The 19,135-nt window shown below is 33.8% G+C and carries 26 protein-coding genes; 10 read left to right on the top strand and 16 right to left on the bottom strand.

The window, feature by feature from the left end; genetic code table 11:
- Window position 1: 1 nt before the first annotated feature.
- Window positions 2-964, bottom strand: coding sequence for a hypothetical protein (locus WDZ98_RS06015; RefSeq protein ID WP_368058971.1), 963 nt, complete (start codon window positions 962-964; stop codon window positions 2-4).
- Window positions 965-1,005: 41 nt separating this feature from the next.
- Here WDZ98_RS06015 and WDZ98_RS06010 point away from each other — a divergent pair, with 41 nt between their 5' ends.
- The 5 genes from WDZ98_RS06010 to WDZ98_RS05990 all read left to right on the top strand — a co-directional run bounded on the left by WDZ98_RS06010 (window position 1,006) and on the right by WDZ98_RS05990 (window position 3,217).
- On the top strand, window positions 1,006-1,161 hold the full coding sequence (locus WDZ98_RS06010) for a hypothetical protein (RefSeq protein ID WP_368058973.1): 156 nt from the start codon (window positions 1,006-1,008) through the stop codon (window positions 1,159-1,161).
- A 67-nt stretch (window positions 1,162-1,228) separates the two neighbouring features.
- A complete protein-coding gene (locus WDZ98_RS06005) occupies window positions 1,229-1,756 on the top strand; it encodes a hypothetical protein (RefSeq protein ID WP_368058975.1) in 528 nt (175 codons plus the stop codon).
- Window positions 1,753-2,172: a hypothetical protein gene (locus tag WDZ98_RS06000; RefSeq protein WP_368058977.1), complete on the top strand. Its 420-nt coding sequence runs from the start codon at window positions 1,753-1,755 to the stop codon at window positions 2,170-2,172. Before WDZ98_RS06005 ends, WDZ98_RS06000 begins: the two co-directional genes overlap by 4 nt.
- Complete coding sequence (locus WDZ98_RS05995; RefSeq protein WP_368058979.1) at window positions 2,132-3,079, top strand: hypothetical protein; 948 nt, start codon at window positions 2,132-2,134, stop codon at window positions 3,077-3,079. Before WDZ98_RS06000 ends, WDZ98_RS05995 begins: the two co-directional genes overlap by 41 nt.
- 9 nt (window positions 3,080-3,088) lie before the next feature.
- Window positions 3,089-3,217 (top strand): hypothetical protein, encoded by a 129-nt coding sequence (locus WDZ98_RS05990; protein ID WP_368058981.1) that lies wholly within the window; start codon window positions 3,089-3,091, stop codon window positions 3,215-3,217.
- A gap of 101 nt (window positions 3,218-3,318) precedes the next feature.
- Here WDZ98_RS05990 and WDZ98_RS05985 read toward each other — a convergent pair whose 3' ends face one another.
- The gene (locus WDZ98_RS05985) at window positions 3,319-3,585 is read right to left on the bottom strand and encodes a hypothetical protein (RefSeq protein ID WP_368058983.1); all 267 of its coding nucleotides are present in this window, start codon (window positions 3,583-3,585) and stop codon (window positions 3,319-3,321) included.
- Between the two features lie 62 nt (window positions 3,586-3,647).
- Between WDZ98_RS05985 and WDZ98_RS05980 the strand changes: the two genes are divergently transcribed.
- The 3 genes from WDZ98_RS05980 to WDZ98_RS05970 all read left to right on the top strand — a co-directional run bounded on the left by WDZ98_RS05980 (window position 3,648) and on the right by WDZ98_RS05970 (window position 4,693).
- Window positions 3,648-3,971 carry a hypothetical protein gene (locus WDZ98_RS05980; RefSeq protein ID WP_368058985.1) on the top strand — a complete coding sequence of 108 codons (324 nt, stop codon included), beginning with the start codon at window positions 3,648-3,650 and terminating at the stop codon, window positions 3,969-3,971.
- A gap of 42 nt (window positions 3,972-4,013) precedes the next feature.
- Entirely contained in the window at window positions 4,014-4,385 is a 372-nt protein-coding gene (locus WDZ98_RS05975; protein WP_368058987.1) for a hypothetical protein, read from the top strand.
- Between the two features lie 110 nt (window positions 4,386-4,495).
- A complete protein-coding gene (locus tag WDZ98_RS05970) occupies window positions 4,496-4,693 on the top strand; it encodes a hypothetical protein (RefSeq protein ID WP_368058989.1) in 198 nt (65 codons plus the stop codon).
- 135 nt (window positions 4,694-4,828) lie between these two features.
- Here the strand turns inward: WDZ98_RS05970 and WDZ98_RS05965 are convergent, their stop codons facing one another.
- From WDZ98_RS05965 to WDZ98_RS05945, 5 genes are all read right to left on the bottom strand, one after another.
- Window positions 4,829-5,473 (bottom strand): hypothetical protein, encoded by a 645-nt coding sequence (locus tag WDZ98_RS05965; protein ID WP_368058991.1) that lies wholly within the window; start codon window positions 5,471-5,473, stop codon window positions 4,829-4,831.
- A gap of 503 nt (window positions 5,474-5,976) precedes the next feature.
- Window positions 5,977-6,867 carry a hypothetical protein gene (locus tag WDZ98_RS05960; RefSeq protein ID WP_368058993.1) on the bottom strand — a complete coding sequence of 297 codons (891 nt, stop codon included), beginning with the start codon at window positions 6,865-6,867 and terminating at the stop codon, window positions 5,977-5,979.
- On the bottom strand, window positions 6,864-7,481 hold the full coding sequence (locus WDZ98_RS05955) for a hypothetical protein (RefSeq protein WP_368058995.1): 618 nt from the start codon (window positions 7,479-7,481) through the stop codon (window positions 6,864-6,866). The genes WDZ98_RS05960 and WDZ98_RS05955 overlap by 4 nt, the downstream gene beginning before the upstream one ends.
- A gap of 293 nt (window positions 7,482-7,774) precedes the next feature.
- Window positions 7,775-7,960 (bottom strand): hypothetical protein, encoded by a 186-nt coding sequence (locus WDZ98_RS05950; protein ID WP_368058997.1) that lies wholly within the window; start codon window positions 7,958-7,960, stop codon window positions 7,775-7,777.
- Complete coding sequence (locus WDZ98_RS05945; RefSeq protein ID WP_368058999.1) at window positions 7,960-9,009, bottom strand: hypothetical protein; 1,050 nt, start codon at window positions 9,007-9,009, stop codon at window positions 7,960-7,962. Before WDZ98_RS05945 ends, WDZ98_RS05950 begins: the two co-directional genes overlap by 1 nt.
- Before the next feature lie 195 nt (window positions 9,010-9,204).
- On the opposite strand from WDZ98_RS05945, the gene WDZ98_RS05940 reads away from it, so the two are divergent.
- Entirely contained in the window at window positions 9,205-9,600 is a 396-nt protein-coding gene (locus WDZ98_RS05940; protein WP_368059001.1) for a hypothetical protein, read from the top strand.
- Window positions 9,601-10,158: 558 nt separating this feature from the next.
- Window positions 10,159-10,434 carry a hypothetical protein gene (locus tag WDZ98_RS05935; RefSeq protein ID WP_368059003.1) on the top strand — a complete coding sequence of 92 codons (276 nt, stop codon included), beginning with the start codon at window positions 10,159-10,161 and terminating at the stop codon, window positions 10,432-10,434.
- A 542-nt stretch (window positions 10,435-10,976) separates the two neighbouring features.
- On the opposite strand, the gene WDZ98_RS05930 is transcribed toward WDZ98_RS05935, so the two are convergent.
- The 9 genes from WDZ98_RS05930 to WDZ98_RS05890 all read right to left on the bottom strand — a co-directional run bounded on the left by WDZ98_RS05930 (window position 10,977) and on the right by WDZ98_RS05890 (window position 18,950).
- Window positions 10,977-11,228: a hypothetical protein gene (locus WDZ98_RS05930; RefSeq protein ID WP_368059005.1), complete on the bottom strand. Its 252-nt coding sequence runs from the start codon at window positions 11,226-11,228 to the stop codon at window positions 10,977-10,979.
- Between the two features lie 152 nt (window positions 11,229-11,380).
- Window positions 11,381-12,520 carry a hypothetical protein gene (locus WDZ98_RS05925; RefSeq protein ID WP_368059007.1) on the bottom strand — a complete coding sequence of 380 codons (1,140 nt, stop codon included), beginning with the start codon at window positions 12,518-12,520 and terminating at the stop codon, window positions 11,381-11,383.
- Between the two features lie 397 nt (window positions 12,521-12,917).
- Window positions 12,918-13,058: a hypothetical protein gene (locus WDZ98_RS05920; protein WP_368059009.1), complete on the bottom strand. Its 141-nt coding sequence runs from the start codon at window positions 13,056-13,058 to the stop codon at window positions 12,918-12,920.
- Window positions 13,059-13,956: 898 nt separating this feature from the next.
- A complete protein-coding gene (locus WDZ98_RS05915; protein ID WP_368059011.1) occupies window positions 13,957-14,514 on the bottom strand; it encodes a hypothetical protein in 558 nt (185 codons plus the stop codon).
- A gap of 67 nt (window positions 14,515-14,581) precedes the next feature.
- The gene (locus WDZ98_RS05910) at window positions 14,582-15,853 is read right to left on the bottom strand and encodes a hypothetical protein (RefSeq protein ID WP_368059013.1); all 1,272 of its coding nucleotides are present in this window, start codon (window positions 15,851-15,853) and stop codon (window positions 14,582-14,584) included.
- 100 nt (window positions 15,854-15,953) lie between these two features.
- The gene (locus tag WDZ98_RS05905; RefSeq protein WP_368059015.1) at window positions 15,954-16,244 is read right to left on the bottom strand and encodes a winged helix-turn-helix domain-containing protein; all 291 of its coding nucleotides are present in this window, start codon (window positions 16,242-16,244) and stop codon (window positions 15,954-15,956) included.
- 443 nt (window positions 16,245-16,687) lie between these two features.
- Complete coding sequence (locus WDZ98_RS05900) at window positions 16,688-17,128, bottom strand: hypothetical protein (RefSeq protein ID WP_368059017.1); 441 nt, start codon at window positions 17,126-17,128, stop codon at window positions 16,688-16,690.
- A gap of 247 nt (window positions 17,129-17,375) precedes the next feature.
- Entirely contained in the window at window positions 17,376-18,569 is a 1,194-nt protein-coding gene (locus tag WDZ98_RS05895) for a hypothetical protein (protein WP_368059019.1), read from the bottom strand.
- Window positions 18,570-18,650: 81 nt separating this feature from the next.
- Window positions 18,651-18,950 (bottom strand): winged helix-turn-helix domain-containing protein, encoded by a 300-nt coding sequence (locus tag WDZ98_RS05890; RefSeq protein ID WP_368059021.1) that lies wholly within the window; start codon window positions 18,948-18,950, stop codon window positions 18,651-18,653.
- Window positions 18,951-19,135: the final 185 nt, after the last annotated feature.

Genomic DNA, 19,135 nt, shown 5'->3' with positions numbered 1-19,135 from the left:
TCTATGTGTTATTTACCCCGATAACTTCTATTTGTTGCACACCTTTCTCAAAAGGAATTTTCAAAATAATGGGAGAAAATTGTTCAAAAGATACCTCTTCACCATCTACAAGAACAAAATAATCAAAGGGTAATTGTCTATGCTGATGCAAAATTCCAGTTTGAATTATAATTTGAATATATCCTTTATCAGATTCTGATAATGCAATAATTAATGAATTAGAATTTTTATTATATGTAATCGCATCAACTATCCCACCTGAAATTTGATATTGGCTTCCAAAAGTAACGTCATCTTTTTTTATTATATAATCGAAGGTAAGGATTGTTTTATTTTCTTTTGCCCACCCTCTCTCAATCAATTTTTGCTTGGTCTGTTCCGTTACACATGTAGGTGAACCGTCATATTTTTGGATTAATGTCAATTCATCTTTGCATTGTATTTCATCAAATGGAACTCCTGCGTTGAATTGTTTTAATGGGCTAAGCTCCCACGGAACGGGATAACCTAGACGATCAAGTGAAATACCTGAATGATTTTGCCTTACCACAAATTCTCGTTCTATACTTCCATCATCGATTTGTACTTTGATGAAATATTTTCCAGACTTATTTATGATTATAGGATTATCTTCATTGTAACCAATTTTGATTTGTGATGTAATTAAAGAAGGGCTTGTGATTGAATCACAGAGAGCAAACGATTTTTCACCCCATACAAGATTACCATCTTCGTCAGTAATTTCAGCATTAAATGATGTACAATGTCCATATGCAGTTTTTTCCAAAATGAATTTGATAGAATCTTCAAACGTATTTGCATATGAAAAATCAATGAATCTGTAATTTGGCTCTCCTAACTTCATCCCAGAATCGTCACATGGTAGTGATATACAATTTCCAAATGCAGTCGGGATAATTACAGGAAGAGCTAGTAAAACCAAGAAAATCATAAAATATTTCATATTCTCTGCAATCCTTCCTGACCTTTTCTGTTTCTAGTGGAATGCCGTACCAAGGTATTGCAACACGGGCATCTGATTATCCATTCTTCAAAATAATAGTCACAGTTTCTGCAAAAACTTCCGCCATCTTGGTATATGGTGCTCTTGTTTCCCTGCGGATGGTCTTTGCAGATATTCCTGCATTGATTCACACATAATTTCAAAATTCACAAGTTCATAAGTTCTTCGAATCTTTTATGAATGTCTTATTTAGAAAAATATGTGATGAAAATTAGTCTTTTGGTAATTATTGTAGTTTCTATTGTACCTATAATTCCTTATGTCTTTGCTGATTGTACTGTCAATACTGATTGGTCTGATGCGCCATGTCTTGATCTAATTATTAATGGAAAATATCAACAGCACGAATTAGACAAATGGACTGACTATTACTCTTACAAAGGTTCTACATTCATGGAGGAAAAACATTTGGAACTAAATCAAGCAATTAAAGACAATAACCTGCAAGAATGGGTTGATGAATCAATGTCACACAGAAATGTGTACGAGTATTATTTTTTCTCAGGAAGAGCACCCAATACTGGAGAATATAACGGTCAATTTGATGTAATTAAGGTCAATGAAGATAATGCACCACAATATGCTGAGTTACCCCTTCCAAACATGATGCCTTCAATTTTATATGATTTTGGATTAATTTACATTACAATTTTGATAATCATAGTGATAATTGCAAGTCTGGCAGTTGGAATTATTTTCGTTTATAGGCGAAAACAGAGAATAAGAAAATGAAAACTATCATAATTGGAATTTTACTTGGTATTGCAAGCTTCTTTGCGTTGCAAATGACACTTCCGTTTCCATACGGGTTAGTCATATGGTTCATAATTCTTTGGTTAATCATAAAGTATGCAAAAAAATATACCGTAATTCATAAAGATTCGGTGTTAAATTACAGACGTATAGATCCAATAAACGAAAAAGAAAAACTACAAAATGATGAGGCATTAAGAATTTTAGAAAAAAAATACATTGAAGAAAAAATTTCCAAAGAAGAATATCTGAAAAGAAAAAAAGAATTTTTAGACATTGAATATAATCCAAGAAAATGCAAAGTTTGTGGTTCAGAAGATTTTGAGTTAATTTCAGGAGAACAACCATCAGATATTGACTACAGATGCAAAAGATGCGGTGAAAATGAAAACTAGTCTTTTGATATTGCTTGCAATTGTTCTCACTGTTATTTTCTCATCGGTTGCATATGGTCTTGTCATGCCAATGACTGCTCAGGAAGTACTTGATGAATTTGACATGATTGTTCTTGGTACTATAACTGACAAAAAACAATCTGAAGGCAATGCCCCTTTATACACAATGGAAATTGAAGAAGTTGTAAAACAAGACTCTTTTGGAATGTCTAAATCTGTCTTGGCAATTGGATGTAATCAAAACATCATGCATCTTGGTACTCCTTGTCCATCATATGAGATCGGTGACAGGGGACTGTTCCTACTTGTAGGCAATAACAACTATGAAGTGTCTTTTTACTCCCAAGTCTCCAAACTCAATTGCACTTCAAAGGAATTTCTTGCAAATTACAGAGGTTTAGAGTATGGCTTTTTCTGGACGCAAGATGGACAGTCAAAGACATTCTTTACTGGAAAACAAATCGACATGCACTATAATGTAAACAATAGAGATATGACAGAAAAAGACTATTCGGTTATGTTCTCTGCAAATTCTGCCAAATTTGAATATTCTAATGTGGTAAATGGCACTGTCAATGAATGTGTAGGGTCTAAGATGATTACCACTTCGTTTGTTCCAACAGTGATGGGAACATATGGCTTTAATGCAGGCTCTGAGGGCGTTTATGGAATATCTATAATTGATTACGGTTCAACTCCGTTGGCGCAACATAAAGCGGGCGTTCATGGACAAGACACTTGGTGCCGAGATAATTTGATTTTAATTCTAAAAAATGACAACACAAAACCAAGAGCTGATAACTATCCTGCATGTGTGGCAAAAGACACTGGTGCAAAACTAATTGAAAGAAACTGGGGATTTGTTCCACCAGAAAGTAATGCATTTGGATATCTTGGAGGTAAATGATTAAAGAAAATGAAAACTAGACTTTTGATAATTCTCATAATTATTACAGTTGTTGCATCTAGTGTAACCATATACATGGTCATACCTGTAAAGCATACTGGTGGATCATTATTTTCAGCATGTCTTTGGATTCAGTAATTTCATGTACTTTCAAATATTCTAAAACTTCCTCATCGTCATATTTTCGCTGTTCTTTCAATTCTCCTACAATTTGGCTGGCTTGTTTCTTGAAAATTATACTATTCCTCCAAATACGCCTGGATTCTGTCTTTCATTTTTGGATTTAGACTGACTTCTAATCCGTATCCGGTAGGTTTTGATAAAATCAGGTTTTCTTTGATCAGAACTTCTCCCATCTTGTCGACTTTTTTGGAACCTTGTTTTCCGGTATCTCTTTGTGTGAATCCTTTTTTGAGATTCTCAAATGATGTGTGGCTTGCACCCCAGTTTCCACGTCTGTAGAGTTTTCGTATTATTCTACCTTTGATTTCTTCATCGGTTAGCATTAGTTCACTTACAGTACCTTTGTTGGTTCACATTTAAATACATTTAAAATCATAATATTACTATGAAAGATCAATCACTACTCCTACAGTATATGGGAGATACCCCTAAACTCAGAATAATAGACTTTTTTCTGGATAACAGAGAGAGTGATTATTCTAAAAAAGAGATCATAGAGCAAACAGGCATTTCAAAAACCACATTTTACAAGGTCTGGGATGGAATTTTAGAGTTTGAGTTTCTAAAAACTACAAGAAAATATGGTAAGGCACAACTGTATGCATTAAATCCAAACAGTGCACTTATCCAGAAATTCAAAGATTTGGATAATGAACTTGGGAAGCATGCCATGAAAAAGGCAATAGAAGAGCCAATTCCTGCTCAGTAAAACTTATCAGTCAGTGTAGTGTATGTGTGGTATGGGTATAGTATGCCTCTGAAAGCAACATTGTACAGAAGCAGCAAGGAGTCAAACGTAAGGACAGATCTTAACTTTGTAGAATCTACTCTCAAAGAGCTTTCTGAACAGAACAGTCTAGAGTATAGCATTATAGACACTGCAGACATGACAAACGCAGAATTAACAGAATCATACACAAAAGCACTGCTTCCATCTGTATGGCACAAGTACAGGATAAGAACAGTTTTTGGAACCAATAGAAACAGTGGATGTTTTTTTGGCAAAGAGCAACCTGCGCTTTTGTTGGAGGGAGACATCTGGGGAATCTATCCGCACGAAAAAGATGGAAGGAAAGTATTGATTGAAACGTTTCTTGCAAATCTTTCAAAGACATTTAATTGAAGCCCTCTCCTGAAAAAAAGTATTTTATTTTTGATGATCTAGATGTACTTATATGGTAACTCAAGTTACCTGTTTCAAATTCTTAAATAAACGTATGAATATTTTTTTATATGGACAAATGTAAGGTCGCACTTGCTAACATCTTCTTAACTGCAATCACTTCTGTAATTGAATACAAGACAGCATCTACTGAAGAGGAAGGTGTAAGAAGAATCAGAAACAGAATCAAGAAAAACAAAACCATAGAATCTATGATAGAATGCATCATTCAAGATGATTGTGATTGTAAACAGAACCCGTACACATAAAAATAGATTTAACAGAAACTCAAGGAATTAAAACAAGATTAATGATGTGTATTCTCGGAAAATAGGCCAAAGAATTAGAAGTATTTTATGATCTGTGGAAGAACTCCAGTTCAATTTAGAAAAAAAGGAAAGGGGCTATTGTAGTGAATTCCCTAATTTCACTAAATCATCAAGTGGAACATTTCCGTAAAAGGAATATCTTTCACCATTTTCACCAATGATTTTTAGTTTGGATTTTGTATCATATGCCGCAGTAATGATTTCACCATTACCAAAGTCCGCAATTTGAGTGCCACAACCTTCACAAGATTCTACACCGTATGCAGACATACCATTAATTGAATAGTATTGTGCATTTCTAGAAGGATTTGCTTTGTTGATTCCATCTATGGTTGTTCGAATTCTTTCTTCAGCAGTACCCAATTTAGCCATCTTATCTTCTGAAATAATGGCACCTTCATTTACTTGATGTAAGAAGATGTTTCCTTCAGAAGGGTTAACTGATTCACTCATCCATTTCGTAGATTCTGTTGGTTGATTTGTAATCAATACAGAAAGTTCGTTTGGATTTTCTATGGCAATACATTCTAATGAATAACCTTCAGGAAATTCATTAGGATATTTACCAAACTGGGTAATTTTTTTGGCATCTTGGATAGACATGCAAGTTCTATCAAGATTATTGACAGAAATAGAATCAGCAGTTCCTACTGATATGATTGTTGCAAGCACTGCAGCCATGATAATACTACCAAATATTGTTGTATTTTTTCGATTCATGATTTTATCCTGGTAGAAAATCAGAAATATACGTTCGTGGGCAATCATCAGTTCCTGCTGATGTACCAAAGTCAAGCGTATTTTCGCTATCGCCTACCAATTCTATGTCTTTGCCTGATGCATTAATATCATTTTCACAATAATTATTATAATCTGCGTCGGACAGATTAATCCAACTAGATCCATCATAAATTTTGTTAGATGAGAATGCACCATCTAATGCATTTGCTTGATTGCTTTGCTGTACTGCAAACTTTCCATGTCCCCATATTAAACCATCAATTATAGCTACAGAATCATTATTTTCATTTTGTCTACATAATTCTTATAATGCTTTCAGATATTCAAGACTAGATTGATCTATTGGGTTATTATAATCACTCCCAAATATCACTATACTCAATACTACAATAGATACTAAACTAAGCAAGGCAATTTTTCTAAGATTCATTTTAAGCTGAAAATTAATTCTAATTTATGTTATAAAAATAAAAAGGTAGGGATTAATCCCAGATTTCAGTTCCTTGTAGTAGATCATCATCAGAATCTATGCTAAATTCGATTCTACCATCTGGCACTGATGAACCAGCTTTTTTGATGTAATCTCCTGAAAGGTCATCGTAGTTCAATCCACCAACAACCAGAATAACACTTCCATCATATCCGATACGAGGTTCCCAATCATTGCTATTGACTGATTGTTCTTCTAGTGTGCGGAATTCCTTGTCCTTTGCATATGTGAGACCTCCAACATTTTCAACCCATCCTGCATCGTATAGATCTAGTCCGGCAGTACTGGTTTCACCACTTGCTTCTATGCCAATGTGGTAATACCACAGATCTTGGGCTAATGTTGCCGTATCTCTTCCAACCAGAAAGTTTTCTGATGAATCACTGCCACCAGGACTGTATGGGGGGTCGCTCCATACAGAATATGTTGAACCTGTGTTTGGTTTTGAGTCCCAATAAAAGGTTACTTCGTCACGTGCGCCGTTCCAATACTGCGTAGCATAGACATGATCGTTGTCATCTACATCTGATTGCAGCTGAGGGCAAGTATTTACACCCGTATTACAATCCCACAGTACAGAAGTAGCCGTATGAACTTCTGCATGTCCTTCTAGGTTTTGATTTGTTTCAACATAAGAACCGATTTGGTAGGTTATTCCAGAATCAACATCGCTGTCATCCGCACCTTCCATAGACAATACTGCACCCATCCAATATGTAGAATCATGAATTCCATCATAATCAGCAAAGAAAAATCCTTGTGATGCTGTCTCTACTGAAATATTTGGAGAAGCTCCAACATATGGTTGTGCGGCAAATGCTCCGGAAGTAGATACCATCATTAACGAAGCAATAAGAATGCCAAGAGCAAAGAATGGTCTCATTGTGATCTCTCCGTAACTTGGACGTCAACTATTGCATTGTCAATTCGTATTTGCTGTTCAGGATAATCACCAATTTTGACAAAGTTTGGTTGGAATGGTAATTTTCCAACCATCAATCTTTCATCAAAATCATCAGGAATATCAATCATCATAGATACGACTACGGATTCACCTGGGGCAATTGTAACTTGGCTTGGAGAATATGAAACATAATCACTCAAACTTATACTGCCAGTAATCTCTCCGTTCTCTCTGAGTTGTTGACTTCTTTCTTCGGAAGTGTACATACTAGCATATGGTTCTGGTGTAATTACGCCTATAGTTCCTCTTGGTTCAAGTGTTACTGATTTTGCTTTTGCATCATTAGCTTCGTGTGTCAAAGTAAGTGATGTAATTACAGAATTACCTCTTGTCACATCTACTGATTCAGAATGGACAATAGTTACTACTGATCTGATCCCATCTCTTTCTAAGAAATCTTGATTAAAATCAAGAGTTACTTCTGGAATGTCTTCGGTTTGATTCTCAGACATGCTTGACGAGATCAAGCCTATAGATCCAACTGCAACTATAGCGACCAAAGCAAAAACTATGCTGTTCGTTTTTGTAATCATTATAATTCATATAATTGGAAATCATAAAAGGTTTGATTAAAAATTTTTTTAACCGAGAAAGTTATTAACATAATAATTTTTGATGTTGTGTTTTACCTCAGATAATAAATAATGTATTGTTCAGGTGATTTCATGATTAATTTATTGATTCATGCAAACAGCATTTATTCATAACTTTAATTGGTAATAGTTGTTAATCACAAAGTTAACTGTTACGAGACGATAGCTAAACAACGAAAAATCGCCAAGATTTTGAAAGATTAATGAAACAGTGTAGAGTTTGCAGATAAAGTTTAGGCTCTTGTTAGAACAACATAATCTTCATCGATTGTTGCATCATTAACAATCTTCTCAAAATTCCTTATTTCTTCACTGATTTTCATTAATTGATCAAAATCTATTGATTGAATATTTTTCTGATCTTTAATGGCTTCATCCATTTTTTCAAAAATTATTTTAAATTTAGATTCTTCTTCCATCAAACCACACTCTTTCCAGTTTGTGCCTCAATTTGTAGTCTTGCTCTAGAGACATCTGTTTCTTTATTACATTTGATACATTTAAACATGTTATTTTCAATAGGATATGGAACGCATCCCTCGTTAATAGGAGCTTGTTCATTCAAATTAACCTGAATAGTGTATTTGGTTTTACATTGTGGGCATACAAAATTAATGTTGACTATTTTCATGTCTTTAACAGAAACATTTTCGGGTTTAACATTGACAGATGCTTGAAATCTAGAAATTTGAGTGTCAGGAGTTTCAAATAATTTGTACATAGCAGTATCCTCAAAAGACATTCTCAATAATGTATGATATCGAATAATTGCATCATTGAGATCTTTGTTATTACTATAATTAGTAATTTTTACTCTTAATTCTTCCAAGTCTTTAATTTTAATTGAACGACCATGTGTTAACCAACGTGATTGAGAACATAATTCGGTTGCAATTTCTTCAGCTCTTTTATGACGTTCTTCTTGTGTAACTGGATTTCCTGTACTATGATTTTTCCAAAATTTGAATTTATAATTTTCAAGCCATTCAGTAACTATTCGTTTAGAAAATTTTTGTGCATTTTCACAATGTTGAATTTCTCCAGGTGAAATTTGTTGTAACATTGGGATATAGGCTGGATTTAGTTTTCCACTTTGTATTATATCATTTTTAATTTTTTCTAATCCCTCTAGAAAAGCATCAGCGGAGAATCTTTTACTATTTGTTATTATTTGAGCATCTATTGGACCTAAACCAGATGCAGATCCCATCAAGATTTCATCTCCTGCCATTGCAAAAATTGTTCCTGCACTTTTAGCCCAACCAGGAATAATAATTCCAACATGCTCATATTTATCACGAAGAAGTTTTACAATGTCTTCAACTACTTCACCAACGCCACCAGGAGTTTCTAAGATGACATCTATTGCTTCACCAGATAAATTGGATAATTGATCTTGTACGGGCAGTATGTCAGTGTAATCAATTGATGGTGTATTACAACTGTATGACAGAACAGGAAAACCCAAGAATCGTAAAGAGAATGTTGTGCAATTAAGTTTAGATGCAATCAGTTTTTTTGAAATGAATTATGCCCAAGCCTCAAATATCTGGGAGAGTTTGATTATCCATATCAGCAACACTTTGAGAAATTCTTTGAGCATAGTTATCTTGGAGTCCAGTGTAATGTGTGATTAACATTAGCGGTAAAAAACACAAATCAAATGCCTGTATGTGTCAAGGAATCTACTGGAGACAGTTTGATTCAAAGAGGATGGGGTAATTTTGTCAAAACTGTAAACATAAACAATACAGAATCAAACATACTGTATGACATAAGAGGAGGAAAATTGGTGCATGTAACTCCAAAATCTAATTCGTTTGGCAATGTAACATCCTTTGAATTTTCAATTGTTCCAAATGATGGAGGACTGTTTTCTGCACGTATTCCAAGTGATTTGCTCAATACAAATCCTGACTATTGGAGGGAATTTGTAATCAGAGTGGATGGTGTAGTTACAGAAACAGAATATTGGTCTTCAGATCATACCTACAAACTGTTTTCAGTGTCGTTTGCAAACAACACATCAGTAATTGAGGCATCGTTGCCTGTGAAGTAACATGAAAACTAGACTATTGATACTATTTGCACTTGGAATGGTTGTTTCTGAGAATATTTTGTATAACAAATATGATTATTGTAGATTATAAAAATTATTTTTAGTATATCCATACGATCCATTTGTTTTAAAAAAAGTCAAGTGTGACTTACAGTGCTCTGGATCGTATCCAGCCTCTAAAGTACCTCCTAAGGAATTACATGGCATACGTCAACAAATTTGAAAGGTTTTGTTTTTATAATTAAAAAAAGAATTTAGAATGATCCTAGAAAAAATCTTCAAATGGTTATGTAGAAATAATTGGTTTCATGATTTTCAACTTAATGAAAAAGGTGAAGAGATATGCATTTTTTGTAATCTTAAAAAAAATACGATAAAGACTCGGACTATTTTTCAGGTCCAATTTAAAAAAAGAAAAAAAGTTAGAGTACTACCACAGTGCTTGGGTAACTACCACTAAATTGTATACTGCCATACTTTTGTGTTACAACAGTCACTACAACCGTATCTCCGTACTTTAGATTGTAACAAGTACCACCTTCAGTATCTGTAGATGATGTGAAATATGGAATCCCGGCACGCAACTCGTCGTACAAAAGCGGTCTGCTTGCATCAGGTGATGACAAAATCAGCAAGGGATTGGTTGCAATGCTTGGAATATGGTTTGAGATGAGGGCGACAGATGATGAAAAGAAAAAGATCTGGAAAAAGATGAAAAACAATCAAGGCAAAAAACTTGACATTTATGACATACTGGGTGATTCGCAGGAAATGAGCTGGGAGAATCTCTATGAGAGTACCGACAAATTGAAACAAAATCAAAGTGCGAGCTAGAGGCATCTCTTACAGTTTAACGAACATCTAAAATTCACTAGATTTCAAGTTGAAATTTTGTTATTTTTTGCAATAGTTGAAATTTGTCAATAATATTTTCTCTACCAATTCCAGATGAAGCACATGTAATTAGTACTATATCTTTGAAGTACATAAATCAAAAAATCCATCAAAAGATAAAGTGCTTTCTATGTGCTTATTTCACCATATAAACAAGAGATATGGGTTCGAGATAACAATTATTCTCTAAAACATAGATAAAATTACACTAGGTAGAGATATTGGGGGTACATCCATTCTAAGGATTTGCATTCTATTGGATTTCCATTTACTAATAAACATCATCTAAAATTATTCTAATTTGATATATGTCCGCTTCGCTATCCAATAACATGTTTTTTTCAAGATCTGTTGAGTTTACTAATGACAAAAAAATTTTCCTACATTACAAGAATTGTTCTTTTGAATAATTACACTCTAAGAAAGGATGTTAACAGTAAAGATCAAAAATGGAGACCATCTAAAACTATTCTAAGTGATTATTACATAGTATGTCTAATTTCACATTTCCTTTTATATAGAAAATAGAAAAACAAAACTATTATCATAGAATAAACGATCAGAGACACATAAAACATACTGTCTGATGCAATTTTAGACAGATCCCAGTCAGTAACACCACAGGAATTAACAGGACATCCACCTACACCATAAAATTCTGTCACAGTATGTGCAAAAACAGGATTAAATTGAATCAACACTACAAAGCCAATCAGAATGATGATGTGTTTCATAATAATACTATGAAGTATAACAGATTCATAAAGTATTCTGATCTTTTAATTCAGAAATAAAAAATAACCAATAGACTATCAAGAAGAAAGGGTTCCATTAATGAGTGACACATTTTAAAAATGAAATCTGCTCTAATAAAAAAGAAAAAGGGTTATTGTAACCCAAGTTGGCTTTTCATATATGACCATTCATGAGCTACTTGATATGTTCCATCTGTTCCGATATTCATTCCACCATATTTGGTATTAGAAGAAGCAACTACTGGGGCTCCACTATCTCCGTCGGTGTATGAAATTGAATCTATGAAGTACAGATTGTCATACCAATCACCTGAATTTGCTGGGATTTGTGCAGATTGATCTACTTCTTTAATTCTTCCTGAATCAAATCCAGTAGTAGCACCCCATAACCAAACGTAGGTTTCATCTGCAAGATCTGCATTTCCACTAGTGGTGATATCCGTACCGCCTCCAAGATAGATTTTACTAGTATCGATAGATCGTGAATTTGATTTTATGAATTCACAATCACAGTCACTTCCACCTGTCGCGGTTGGAGTACCAACTAACTCTGCAGATACATCATTATCTGCTTGATAGAAGTTTCCACTTGTTGGATTGCAGTGTTTTGGGATAACTATTCCATCCTCATCAGGGTTTGCAGCAGTTCTAACTGCCGCAATAGATACAGTGCAATCTTTTCCCCAATACCCATCTTCACTAAATGCTCCTCCAATTATTGGATTACATGGTCCACTCGCTGTTCCACTACCAGTACAGTCTGACGATTGGAATTTGAAAGTGTTTGGACCATATTCAATAGATAATGGGATATCCTCACCAACAAATGCTTGAATTTCCTGATCTATGTTTGTAGTTGAATCTGCCCTAATTTTTAACAATCCAGTTTCAGATTCTATTCCTACAGCATAAATTGGCAGATGGCTTCCTTCTTCAGATGTTATGCGGTGTTGTGCATCCTTCATCTTTTGTTTTAGTTCTGGAGCGATATACTTTGTAGGAGTTAGCGGAGATAATTCCTCCAACTGTGCCATCAAGGAATTGATTTGTTCTGTATTATCACGAGTTCCTTTTTGTTGATCATCTATTTGCAAATCAATAATTTGTTTGGCAATATCATCGATTTGGGTATTTACTATTTCTTGCTCATTAGTCATTTTTTGTTTTGTAGTTGTATTTTGATTTGCTTGTGCCTCAACCATGTTTAATCCAGTAATGGATAAAACTATGGTTGCAGCTAGAAATGCAAACAAAATTGTTTTGTTATTCATGTTATTACCGTTTTCATATCATATGATGTTATTAAACATTAGATCAATCTGGATTGAAGCAATACTTTTATAGTATGAATATCTTAAAATCATATTCTTCAAAATGATCATAGTATCACCAAAGCACAAATCTGCCATAGATAATTTTTACAAAGAATTGAAAAAACATTAAAAGTAAGATAGCGATTCTCTCATACATCCTGACTTTCAGGTCAGACGGGTAGAGAGTCAGGGTACACTTCAAAGATGTTATGTTTTTGAGGTCATTCCCGTCTGACCGATACTTTTTTGATTATGAGTTTAAATCCTAATTGACTTGAACTCTGATGTATTCAATTGTTTGGACCTGTATGGATTTGAACCATGGTAAATCTACACATACAACGATGATTCTATCTTACAGAACTTTTCTCAATGCTTCGTTTAGTGTTCCAGAATAACTGACTGAAACTTGTTTTTGTTGTATCATTTTTGATTGGCGCAGTCGTAGTTTTTTATCTAAATCATCGTCAATCATTATTGTAACACGTTTGCTCATGATGACCCTGTGAAGATATGAGATATAAACCATCACAGAATATACAAGTTTTTTGGCAGGGTACAAACCCTAATGGTTACGGTCGTGTGGACCTAGACGTATTTGATATTGGAATGTTAAATTGATAATGTAAAATCTATTTGATGATTAAATTTCAAAGACTATAAAGAATTTCAGTATCTAATAAAATTTAACAATATATTCAAAATTATTGAAAAAAATATTCTCATAAGCAAACTGGAATTAAAATGGCATGTCTACGCAATTATCAAAAATATAGTTTTCATTTTCTTTTTCTGAGATTAAAAACAAGCAATGCCAGTTCTTAAATTTGATTCTATTTCTGAGATTAGAATCAAATTAAAACGTGTGAGCACGACTCGAATCAAATTGATTTTAATACAATCAGGTTAACTGTAATAAAATTAATTTTCTGCAATCAGATTAATTTTAGCTCAGATTAACTTTTTTGAATCAAACGGATACGGGGATAGAAAATTAAAATGTAAAAAATATGAAAAGGGTTAAGGAACCCATTTACTTGACTCAGCATCTGCTGATACACTATATCCCCATGTGGCTTGAGAACTTTGAGATACTTGGAAAGAACTTCCAGCTGTTGCACATCCCCAATCTACGTCGCCATCATTATAGGCACTACCAACTGTTGCAACTAGACTATTCTCATTAACAACAGTGCCATCGTCACCACAATGAAAGTTTCGATGTCAGCCCTTTAGTTATAAAGAAATAATTTCAGACATCAACGCATAAAGACTGTACCCGATTTTTCTGAATCAAAATAGATTTCAGTCGTTATAGTCTGTGTATTTAGTTCTCTTTCTCCCCATATCTGTTGTTCTGTATCATATCATTAAAGATAAAACAATTACAGATTTCAAGTTGGTTTTGCCCAACCACGTTCTATTAGTTTAGTTTTGGTTTCAGGAGTTACACATGCAGGAGAATCATCATATTTTATGATTAACATCAATTCATTTTTACATTGAATATTCTGTAAATCTATTCCATGTCTAAACTGTTTGTATGGACTTGAATGAGTAATATCAGCATTCAAAATATCAAGCATTTGTTGTTGTTCATAGTAATAATGTTTGGCATACTCAGTTTTGTTTGTATCTTCATAATGGTATGTGTAGTAAATTAAACTAAAACAATCATGTGGGTCTACACCAGATTCACGTACATATACCTGAAATTCAATTTTTACAGCATCTTGTTCGTGATAATATTTTATGTGTGCTTTAAGAGGTTTTGAACTATCTATTGATACAGAGGATGTTGTATCAGGATATTTTTCTAAGAATGCTTTAACAACGGGGTCCTGTTGTAAAAGTTCACCGCGTATTTCTAAATCCTTTCTCAGATCACATTCTTGTTCTGAATAATATGTAGGGATTAATGTTAAAACAATGATAAGAAAAATACTAAACATCGTCAAAAATAATCACTTATACATTATAATATTTACTAACCACACTTCAAAAAAAAGAATAGAGGATTTAATCAAGATCTAATGCAGTCTCAATTACATCATATGGGATATACTGCGCCAAATCTGTTTCTTCGTCTACAAATCCATTATGTATTCCAAATACGTCAAATTCTCCACTCTGGACTCTACCTACAGGTCCTCCACTGTCACCCTCATCAGATACATAATAGGCATATATTCTATTAATCTCTGATTCCTTGGAGTCGATCTGACCAATTGAAATATTGCTAGTTATACCAGACATGTACACATAGTTTCCTACAGATTGTCCACTTGCTCCAACATATTCATCAATATCCCAGTTATAGACATCGTTGCTGACGATTTCGGCATCAACAGTTCTGCCAGGAGATAGATCTATGAATGAGCAGTCGCAAGTTTCATCGTCATAACCCACAACCAGATCTCCTATTTTATTGGAGCCTGATTTTATAGGTTGGTAGATATCCTCTCCGCCATCCAATGTCAGCGTACCGTGCCCTGCCATAACGAAACCAGCTACACTATCTCTTGTAGCAGGAAAACTAAGTGTTGTAGTTTCTACAGTAGTATTAAACGTGTTTGCTCCCTGTATTTGTACTCCGCCAGCTGCAGGTTGACAATAATCATCTCTTTCACCATGATAGTTACATGAACTGGTTTTGGTTATTTTAGAAACGACTATGTCAACATCATTGTTTGTTGCTAGTAAATCTAGATCATACTTCATATTTTCAATTTTTTGTTGTAACAAAGGATCACTTACCATATTATTAGCAGTGCTTTGTAATGCATACACTATTTCATTTTTTGAGCTTATGAAGACGTCTTCTAGAAGTCCACTCGGATTATCTTTGGTATGAATTTGATATTTGTTCACGATTTGACTTACCGTGTCTTTCAATAATTCCTCTTTTTCTATGGGAATCTTATGCAACTCAACACTAATTTGTTCTAAACGATCAATTTGCTGATACATATCGGCAACTTCATTCTTAATTTTTTGTTGTTTTGCTTCAAGTGTTTCGATTTGCGAATCACTTGGATCTAGTTTTTCCATATCTTGTTCAACATAATACAGATCTCGTTCTAAATTAGACGTCTGTTCACGAACATTGAGAAATTGTTGAAAGTTTTCATCAATTCTTTGTTTCTTTTCAACAAGTCGATTCTGATCATTTTGTTGTGTTTGTGCATCAACGTTCATTCCAATTATTGGGATGATGAGAGTCAGAATTATTCCTGTAAAAAGAATTGTTTTTGTCGTTTTCGTAGTCATTTTTTCTTTATTATTTGTCATTACCATTCCCAATGGTGGAACACTCTATTAAGTCGCGCTCAGTACATAGATACTATGCGATCGCATACTATCCATATAGATAGTATCTATATGCTAAGTGTCAGTCCAAAATTGTTGGAATGTCATTGTATTTTTTATCAAATGCTGTATTCAGTTTCTTCTTGCACAGTGAAATTCCATGGGGAGTGATGTCATAGACATGATGCCGATTTGTCTTGACTGCAAATCCCAAAAACTCTAGCATCTCAAGATATGAGACACAAGTGTCATAGTTTATCTTTGCATTTAGAGCCAAGTTTGTTCTCTTTTCGTGTCCAGATTCATACATTACAGTAAGCAGACGCAGCAAAACCTTGAGATCAAACCTTTGTAGTTTCTTTTTCACCATCATTCATCAAATATTAGAGTATGATATTATTAATTTCATGATATTTATCATTTACTTCAATTCAGATTGAATGTATTTTAGAATCAAGTGGATTAAAACAATAATGTAATAACCAGCAATTATTATTCCATCTCACATTCGATTCTCAATATGAAAATTATATTATTGATTCAACGCACTGAAATTATGTAATGGTTTTGAACGAGTTTTGTATTATTTTCGGGTAAATTTTGTTCCTAAAATCTGCTAAAAAGTAAGGGCTTTAACGAAAATGTCAAAGCCATGGCGCCAGGTAAGGGCTTGGTCAAATATTTACACGCCACGACATTAAATTAGAAAGTGCGACCCGACCTAGCCCGCTTTACATGTATATCCGGAAACTAGTTCTTTTACAACGGTAGAAAGCGACTGGAACGTTTACAATATTCCTACCTATTTTTAATTAATTATAAAGGATGTGAAATCCCAATCCAGAAAACTAGAGGTAGTATAGATAATTGCATCGCTACCAAATACGAATAAAGAACCTGTTTCCAAATTTTCATACCTTTCATGTTCCACAACATTAATGGGATAGAAATCCAGATTAGAATAAAAAACAGTATTCCAGGAAATAGATCTAAACTAGAAATCCCAAACACAATATCAATGAAAGCAGATAATGAAATTATTGCAGGTACTCCGATAAATGACCATATTTCCATGGTAACAAAAACATTTAGACCAGAATACCAATTAGGAATAAAGATCTTACTGTTTTCAGAGAGATATCCAGCGGGTAAAAGTACTACGTAAACTACAAAAATAAAGGCTATCACAAATACAGTGATCATCATACAAAATATCTCACGTTTCTTCATAGGATCAATGTTCAAATCTTTATTCATTTAATCACACTTACTATCTTAATAGATATTTGTTAACATACTATTTAGAAAATTTGCATCAATGTTACATGAACAAGTTTTGTCATATAGCATAACAAGTATAATCCATAATTGTAAAAAAAATAAAAGGATTAGTTGACTCCCAAATGGTCATCAATTTCTTCCCATGGAGAGAAAATACCGAAGTAGTCACCTTCAGGATCACCGGCTACAGTGATTCCAAGAACATACGTAGTACCTAACGTTGTTACTGGGCGCCACTATCGCCAGACTCTGCCCAATAATCAGCCTCGACTGTATGATAGACCCAATGACCATCATAATAGTTAGTCACATCAATTGCAGTTATTTCTCCATAGTTGAGAGCATCGCTGGCGGCAGCTGATGTACGAACATCATCATTTACACTTAATGTAGATGATGAATGACGACCTGCTATGGTATAAGAGCTATCTGATGAAGCATACATTTTGTCTTCAATACCTATACCGTTATCAAGATCTACAAAAGCACAATCACAGTCAGTGAAAGTAGATCCTGTCCAAGTATTTTTGTCTGCGGTTCCAACTCCATCACCACCATGTGGTTGATAAGCAGTTTCGACAGAATCAAAACAATGTCCTGCAGTAACAAATCCTACAGAGTATGGATATACATCATCAAATGCTCTAAAGCCAAGAGTGCAGAGGTAAGAATCGTTTGAAATTTCCACTCCTCCCCATAAAGGCCTACATTCAGAATCTCGTGAAGTACATGATAATGGACTGATATTGCTGTATCGAATATCAATAGGAACGTCATCTCCAACAATTTCTTTTGCTGCTAAAAGAAATTGATTTGTCATTTCATCACTCTTTGCCACTAATATAGAATCTGTAATAATTGGATGTTTTACATCAATTCGTATCACAAGTTTTTCTTGGTTAAGATCTACAAATTCAGAAGAAATTGGGATCCCGCCAATAACATTGGTGTTCGGATTCAACATAGTTGTTTCTCTAATCTTGTTTTTAAGAAGATCATGTGCAGAATTCAGTTTATCAGATAATACAGGATCAATGGTAATCAAATTTCTTTTTTGTTGTCTGATCTCATCAAGTTGATCTTGTAAACCCGATAATTGATTCTTTAAGGTTACAGTTTCAACTTCTAATGAAGATATCATGTCTTTTGCATCACGGTATGATTCAAAGTCACCATTATTGATTGCACGGATCATTTTTTCATTCTCATTAGATAAGTTGGCCTGCACACTATTCAATTTCTGTTCTACCGCTAAGAATTCTCGGTCTATCGCAATAGATTGTTTAGACAATTCTTCCTTTTCAGAAGCAGCAAATGCAAGGTCATTATTAATCACAGACATTGACAACATGATCGTAAGAAACATGCTACCAAAGAGGATTGTAGAGGTTACTATTTGTTTGTTATTTTTTGTCATTACTATTCATAACATAATATCTTCCTAATAACATCGACTCACTGCACCAAGACTCTTGCAGTAGTGAGCAACTCTTTTAAATTATGAATACACTGCTGAACTCTGTTTTTTGTCATTACATGTAATTACATTTAGTTTTATTTTGTGCATCTTCATTCCTTGTTTTGTTAATGCAATTATCTCACTTCCATTATCATCCATTTTTCTAAGTACGCCAAATTTCTCAAGAAATTCTAAATACGACACACAGTTGTCATATGACATGTTTGATTTTCTTGCTATTGTTGTTCTTCTACAGTGACCGTTTTCATATAGTATTCTAACAAGTCTGTCTAAAATTGCATGGTTAATTCTTTTTAGGCTTTTTTTATTATTGGTCAATGTTATAGTATGATGTTATTAATTTCATGGTATTTATCATTTACTTCAATTTGGATTGAAGTAATACTTTTATAGTATGAATATCTTAAAATCATATTCTTCAAAATGATCATAGTATCACCAAAGCACAAATCTGCCATAGATAATTTTTGTAAATTGTAAAACATTAAAAACAAGATAACGAT

The organism is Candidatus Nitrosopumilus sp., from assembly GCF_040878665.1.
Taxonomy (GTDB): Archaea; Thermoproteota; Nitrososphaeria; order Nitrososphaerales; family Nitrosopumilaceae; genus Nitrosopumilus.
The sequence above is the reverse complement of the archived record's forward strand: the minus strand, read 5'-3'. Positions and strand labels throughout refer to the sequence as shown.